The sequence below is a fragment of the Mycobacterium sp. genome (genome assembly GCF_035603715.1).
GTDB lineage: Bacteria > Actinomycetota > Actinomycetes > Mycobacteriales > Mycobacteriaceae > Mycobacterium.
The window spans coordinates 1-6,644 of sequence record NZ_DATNJW010000242.1 but is presented as its reverse complement, the minus strand read 5'-3'; the positions used below and the strand labels follow the sequence as shown (position 1 = coordinate 6,644).

General features: G+C 65.0%; 5 protein-coding genes. 1 reads left to right on the top strand and 4 read right to left on the bottom strand.

Translation table 11 applies throughout. The features are described from left to right. Positions 1–7: 7 nt before the first annotated feature. The 3 genes from VN856_RS10310 to VN856_RS10300 are packed head-to-tail and all read right to left on the bottom strand — an operon-like array spanning position 8 to position 5,101. Positions 8–1,057 carry a nucleoside hydrolase gene (locus VN856_RS10310; protein WP_325688609.1) on the bottom strand — a complete coding sequence of 350 codons (1,050 nt, stop codon included), beginning with the start codon at positions 1,055–1,057 and terminating at the stop codon, positions 8–10. Between the two features lie 21 nt (positions 1,058–1,078). Further along, entirely contained in the window at positions 1,079–3,031 is a 1,953-nt protein-coding gene (locus VN856_RS10305; RefSeq protein ID WP_325688607.1) for a SpoIIE family protein phosphatase, read from the bottom strand. 42 nt (positions 3,032–3,073) lie between these two features. Beyond that, positions 3,074–5,101 carry an SDR family oxidoreductase gene (locus VN856_RS10300; RefSeq protein WP_325688604.1) on the bottom strand — a complete coding sequence of 676 codons (2,028 nt, stop codon included), beginning with the start codon at positions 5,099–5,101 and terminating at the stop codon, positions 3,074–3,076. A 164-nt stretch (positions 5,102–5,265) separates the two neighbouring features. Between VN856_RS10300 and VN856_RS10295 the strand changes: the two genes are divergently transcribed. Then, on the top strand, positions 5,266–5,832 hold the full coding sequence (locus VN856_RS10295; RefSeq protein WP_325688602.1) for an isoprenylcysteine carboxylmethyltransferase family protein: 567 nt from the start codon (positions 5,266–5,268) through the stop codon (positions 5,830–5,832). An 18-nt stretch (positions 5,833–5,850) separates the two neighbouring features. On the opposite strand, the gene VN856_RS10290 is transcribed toward VN856_RS10295, so the two are convergent. Then, the coding region (locus VN856_RS10290) for an MMPL family transporter (RefSeq protein WP_325688601.1) at positions 5,851–6,644 on the bottom strand (794 nt) is incomplete at its 5' end.

The following is a 6,644-nucleotide window of genomic DNA, read 5'->3' as shown; positions in this document are numbered from 1 at the left end:
AAGCCAGTCAGCCCAGCCGAGCGGCGAACGGCCCCACCCGATCGACGAAACGGTCGAAAAACGCCGTCGGGTCGACGCCAACGCCGATCAGCGCGTTAGCTTTTCGGCCCCAGCGTCCTGACCAGTCGGTGACCGTCATGCCACGGGTCAGCGTGCCGGTCAGCTCGACGTCCACCGTTGCCTGCCGGGTATCGACGAGATGCGGTTCCAGTGCGACCGCAGCGGCCAGCGGGTCGTGCAGATGTGCCTGATAACCGTGTCCGAGGCGGTGATAGGACTCCAGGTAGAAGCGCGTCGCGTCCTCGATCATCCGGATCAACGCGTTCGGCGACGACGACCGGGTGCCCGGCTCGTCGTCGACGCTCAGCGCGGTGGTCGTGGTATTCGCCGCGGCTGCCAGCTGGGCCAGGATGTCGGGCGTCAGCTCGATCTGCCGAGTTACATCGAGGCCGCACAAGATCGGAAGACGTTGCGGGTCAACCTCTTCTGTTTCATTCGGAGACCAGGCAGCGAAGACCTCGGCCGCCGCCTCCGGGTCCACTGCGATGTTCCACTCCGACACCGCATTTGTATTGCCGCGGTAGTCGTACACGCCGCCCATGATCACCAACCGGCGTAACAGCGTTGGCAGCGCCGGTTCCTTGCGCAGCGCCAGCGCCAGGTTGGTCAGCGGTCCGGTGGCCAGCCCGATCAGTTCCCCGGGATGCTCACGGGCGGCCCGGACCCACGCCGACGCGGCGTCATCGCCGCAGAGCTCCCGATCGGTCGACGGCAGCTCGGCGTAGCCCAGTCCGCGTGGCCCATGGACGGCGCTGTCGCCGAGCGGGCTTGGGGCTTTCAACGGGTGAGCGGCGCCCTTGGAAACCGGCACGCCATCGACGCGGCATAGATCGAGCAGGCCGAGGTTGTTCTCGCAGACTTGTTCCACGCCAACGTTTCCGCCGGTCGAGGCGATGCCGACGAGCTCGGCGTCTGGACTGGCCAGCAGATAAATCAGCGCGAGGGCGTCGTCTACGCCGGTGTCGACGTCGGCGAAAACGGGTGCGGCGGCCACCACCGAGACGATACCTGCCGCCGGCTAGTCGAACCGGTCGGCGACGGCCTCGCTCACCACCGGTAGACCGACCAGCATCAGGACGTGGTGGGCCGGCGTCCCCGGTGGGGCAATCAAACCGAGTTCGGTGTCATGTTGTCGCGAGCGCTCCAGCGCTTCTGCCAAGACGCGCAGACCCGCCGATCCCATGTGCGTCACCGGCGACAGGTCGAGGTTCAAAGGAAAAGTGCCCGAGCGGCTTTGACGCGAGATCTGTGACGCCAGCGACGGCGCAGTCTCGTTGTCGACATCGCCGGTGATCACCAGGAATCCATCCTCGACGACCGCCGCGGAGAACTCGGCCGCGTCAATCCGTTCGGCTGCCGGCGCGACGTTGGGGTCGGTGACGATGCGGGCGGGCCGACTCAACAGGTGCGTAATCGACGCGGTGGTACCGGTGTCGCTGCCGACGACATGGCTTTCGGTGGCCAGTGCATCCGCGAGCATCAGCCCGCGGCCGCGCATTCCCGGGTCTGCCGACGGGGTCTTCCACTGCCCACGATCGGTCACCCTGGCGTGCACCATGCCGTCGTCGTCCAGAGTTGCCTCGACGTCGATACCTTCCCCGGGTGTTGATCGATAGCCGTGCTCGAAGGAGTTCTCGACGAACTCGCAGATGATCTGCACGATGATCAGAACATCCATGTCGTCGGCGCCGATGGAGGATAGCCAGGCTCGCAGCGCGCCGCGAACCTCTCGCGCTGCGCCCAGGTCAGCTTTCAAGGTCAGGTTCAGTTCCGGTGGCGGTGTACGTCGTTGCGCGGCAAGCAATGTCACGTCGTCGCTGTAGCCTGTGGTGCGAAGCATCAGTTCCAGGGTCTGTGAGCACAAGCGCTCGACGGGACGCATTTCCGTCTCGATCGGGAAGGCCGAGCCGCCAAGGACACGAGCCGCCAAATCGGCGAGTTCGGCGGTGCTGGCGGCAAGGGGCCGGCCGGGGCGCTCGATGATGCCGTCGCTGTAGAGCAACACCGCATCATCGACGTCGACGTTATGGGTGGCGGTGGCGAAGCCGAGCTCGCTGCCCAGCGGACCGGCACCCGATGGCTCGAGGAATCGTGCGGCGCCGCCGCTGATCAGCAGCGGAGGAGGGTGGCCCGCGGTGCAGTACTCGAACGCCCCGGTGTGGGTGTCCAGGCGGCCGATGCACAGGGTCGCCGCCTTCGCCCCCGGCACATGCTTGCTGAAAGCATTTACTGCCCTGAGGCTTTCGGTGATGCTCCTGCCTGCCAACAGTTCGAGCCGAATCGCGGTTCGTAGCTGAGCCATCACCGCCGCGGCTTCGACGCCGTGGCCGACCACGTCGCCGACGACGAGAAATACGGTCCCGGAATCGCCGGGCATCGCCTCGAACCAGTCGCCGCCGGCGCCGGTGTCCTGCGTGGCCACCAGGTATTCGGCCGCGACGTCCGCGCCCGGAAGCACCGGCAGCGACGGCGAAAGCAGCGCTCGCTGAACCAAAATTCCAAGATCCCGGACCTGCGCGTAACGCTCGGACAGTTCGGCGGCGTGGGCTTCGGCCGCCCTTCGCTCACGTACTTGCGCGGTGACGTCCGTCATCATCACCTGGGTGCCTTCGATGGTCCCGTCCGGGCCGACGCGGGGACTGACGACGATGTCGCCACAGATTTCCTGCATGACGCCCGATCCGTCGAAGTCGAATTGGAAACGCCACTCCCGGCCCTGCTGGATTTCTCCCGCGCGATAAACCCGGTCGAGAATCTCGATCAGGTTCTGATCCTCGAATTCGGGAAATAGTTCACCCGCCGGAACACCCAGTCTCACCGCGGGAAACACGGTTCGGACCGCCGCGTTGGCGGCCACATAACGGTGCTCCGGCCCCGCGAACGCGACAATGAAGGTCGGGAGGCTGTCGAACGCGCGCCGGACGACGTCGGCTTCGCCAATCGTATTGTCCAGATCCGTGTCGTCCCCCACGGTTTTTAGGGTAACGCGATCGGCACTTTCGGGTGTGCGCAATTACCAGTGCACGCCGGGGACCAGTCGAACGACCCGCTTGATCGGACCGGGCACCCGAACCCGAGCCACCGCGGCGCGAGCAGGACGCTTCGGCCGGCGTGAAGAGCCTTGTTCCACAACGCCTTCGCCGGTCAACGTCGTGGGCGCATGCTCGCCGCGGGCCGCTGCCGAATCCGGATAACCGAGATAGACCTGATGCAGGATTCGCCGGGACAGCTTGGGGGTGAAGTAATGGCCGGCCTCAGACAGGGTGCCGAGTGGGGTGTCGATCCGCAGAGGCTTGTCGATCAGCCCGCGCACCACCATCGCGGCCGCGTGTTCGGCCGTGATCGGCGGAACCGGGTTGAGCCGCCGCGACGGCTTGATCATCGGGGTTGCCACCAACGGCATGTGCACGTTGGTGAACGTGACGTGGTCGGAAAGCGTTTCGGTGGCAACCACTTCCGAGAACGCGTCGAGCGCGGCCTTGGTCGGCAGATAGGCGCTGTACTTCGGGCTCCGTGCCTGCACGCCGGCGCTGGACACGTTGACGACATGACCGAATCGGCGCTCACGCCAATGCGGCAGCAGTGCCAACACCATCCGCACCGCACCGAAGTAGTTGACCGCCATCACCCGCTCGTAGTCATGCAGCCGGTCGGTCTGGTTGACGACCGATCGGCGGATCGACCGGCCCGCGTTGTTCACCAGGTAGTCGACGTGATCGAAGCGTCCGAGGATGTCCTTGACGGTGTGTTCCACCGACGCGGAGTCGGTGACGTCGCAGGTGAAGGCGTAGGCCTGACCGCCGTTGGCGCGAATCTCGGCGACCAGATCATCGAGTGCATCGCCGTTACGGGCCAGTGCGAACACCGTCGCGCCCCGTTCGGCGACCGCGACGGCCGATGCCCGGCCGATGCCACTTGATGCTCCGGTGATGATCACGTGCCGACCGACCAGCGGTCCCTCCGGGTCGTCGCGGCGGGCGCGGTCGGGATCGAGGTGCTCGGCCCAGTACCGCCACAGCGCGGGCGCGTAACTGGCGAACTCGGGCACTGCAATGCCGGTGCCGCGCAATGCTTTCTGGGTCTGCTCGGAGATGAAGGTCGGAGCGAGGTCGACGACGTCGAGGACCTCGCCGGGGATGCCCAGTTGGGTGGCCACCATGTTGCGCCAAAGCTTGGGTCGGCCACGCACTTTGAGCACCGGTGCTGCCACCGACCGGGGGAGTGAGCCGCGCAGCGGCGGCAAGCCGGCCGTGGCGGCGATTCCACGATAGATGCCACGCAGCCCAATGGTTTTCGGTGCGATCAGGTGGAATGTCTGGCCGTCGCGATCGTCGGCGTGCAGCAACGCGACAATGGCGTCGGCGACGTAGTCGACCGGAACGATGTTGGTGCGCCCGGTATCGGGCAACATGATCGGCGTCAGCCGGGGTAGCACGGCCAGCTTGGCCAGCGTGCCGAAGAAGTAGTACGGCCCGTCGATCTTGTCCATCTCGCCGGTGCGCGAATCGCCCACCACGACCGCCGGCCGGTAGATCCGGTAGCGCAGCCCCGTCGTCGAGCGGACCAGCATCTCGGCTTCGAACTTGGTCTGGTGATACGGCGTCGGCAGCTGTTGGCCGATGTCGAAGTCGGCTTCGGTGTATTCGCCGTGGAAATCTCCGGCCACGGCGATCGACGAGACGTGGTGCAGCGTCGCATCGAGTCGGCGCGCCAACTCGATGACGGCCCGGGTGCCCTCCACGTTGGCCGCGCGCTGCTCGGGCTCAGCGGCGGTGATGTCGTAGATCGCCGCACAGTGCACTAGGTGATCGACGTCGCCCAACTCCGCGACGGCCTCGTCGGTCAACCCGAGGCTCGGCTCGGTCAGCTCACCCACCAGCGGTTTTGCCCGCTCACCCCACTGTTCGGTCAGCCGCTCGAAGCGACCCAGCGACGTGCGCCGGACCAGAACCCACACCTCGGCGTCCGGACGGTTGTCCAGCAGACGGGACACCACGCGGCTCCCAATAAACCCGGTACCGCCGGTAACGACATAACGCATGTGACACATGGTGCGCCCGGCTGGGCCGCACGTCAACGCAGTGTGACGCGATCGTATGGGCTGGCCTTGACCCGGCCACGGCGAGAGCGCATTATTCATCGCATGATGACTTCATCAATCGATGAATTCTTCGAAGTCCACTCGACGCGTGGGGAGGACTCCCGGTGACCGGATATTTGGCCGCTCTGGCGATCGTGCTTCTACTTGGCACGGTGATGACACGGGTGCTGCTGCTACGACGGGCAGGGACGCAGGCGATGCACCTGGGCAACCTTGACAAGACGGACTTCCTGATCCCACCGGTGGCGCTGTTTTACTTCTACACAATCTTTGCTGCGGCCTTCCATTGGCCGCTGGTCAGCACTCGGAAGTTGTTCCAGTCCAACGTCATTGCCTGGATCGGTGTCGGACTGTGCTTCGTCGGACTGCTGGTGTTGTTCGCAAGCCTGGTGTCGTTCGGCAGGAGTTTCCGGGTCGGCATCGACGTGGACCAACCCGATAAGCTAGTGACCACAGGCATTTTCGCCGTCAGTCGCAATCCGATTTACGTTGGGTTCGCGCTTGTGTTGGTCGGTCAGTTCCTGGTGTTTCCCAACTGGGTGCCGTTGGTCTACCTTGCCGCGGGGTTCGTACTGTTCCACCGGCAAGTGCTGCGCGAGGAAAGCTTTATGCGGCAACACTACTCGGAGGAATACGCGGAGTACTGCCGACGAGTCAGACGTTATCTCTGACACCGTCGCCGGCGCGGATCAGCGCGACATCACCGCGGTGTCTTCGTCGTCCCACAGCAACAGCTGACGGACAGCGGCCCGCGATCCGTAGGGCTGCAGCATCTGGCTGGCCGGCCGCGGGCGCACCCGCAGCGGCCACCAGAACCAGCGGCCGAGCAGCGAGGCGATGGACGGCGTCATAAACGAACGAACGATCAGGGTGTCGAACATCAGACCCAGGCCGATGGTGGTACCGATCTGGCCGAGTACCTGTAGACCACTGAACACGAACCCGCACATGGTCACGGCGAACACCAGACCGGCAGCGGTCACCACCGAGCCGGAGCCGGCCATCGAGCGGATGACGCCGGTCTTGAGTCCCGCGTGAATTTCTTCTTTGAACCGGGAGATCAGCAGCAGGTTGTAGTCGGAGCCGACCGCCAGCAGCAGGATGACCGCCAAAGCCAATACGACCCAATACAATTTGATGCCCAGGATGTACTGCCACACCAGCACCGACAGCCCGAACGATGCTCCCAACGACAGCGCGACAGTGCCGACGATCACGATCGCGGCCACCAGGCTGCGGGTGATGATCATCATGATCAGCAGGATCAGGCTCAGCGCGGAGAACGCCACGATCATCAGGTCGTATTTGGCGCCGTCCTGAATGTCCTTATAGGTCGCGGCGGTCCCGCCGAGATAGACCTTGGCGCTGGACATCGGTGTGCCCTTCAGCGCCTCGTGTGCCGCCTTGGCGATCGGATCGATGTGCGAAATGCCTTCCGGCGTAGCGGGATCGCCCTCATGCGTGACGATCATGCGAACGGCCT

Excerpts from the sequence above, each read along its gene's own strand:
- VN856_RS10300 (WP_325688604.1), bottom strand. The coding sequence starts at position 5,101 with ATGCGTTATGTCGTTACCGGCGGTACCGGGTTTATTGGGAGCCGCGTG.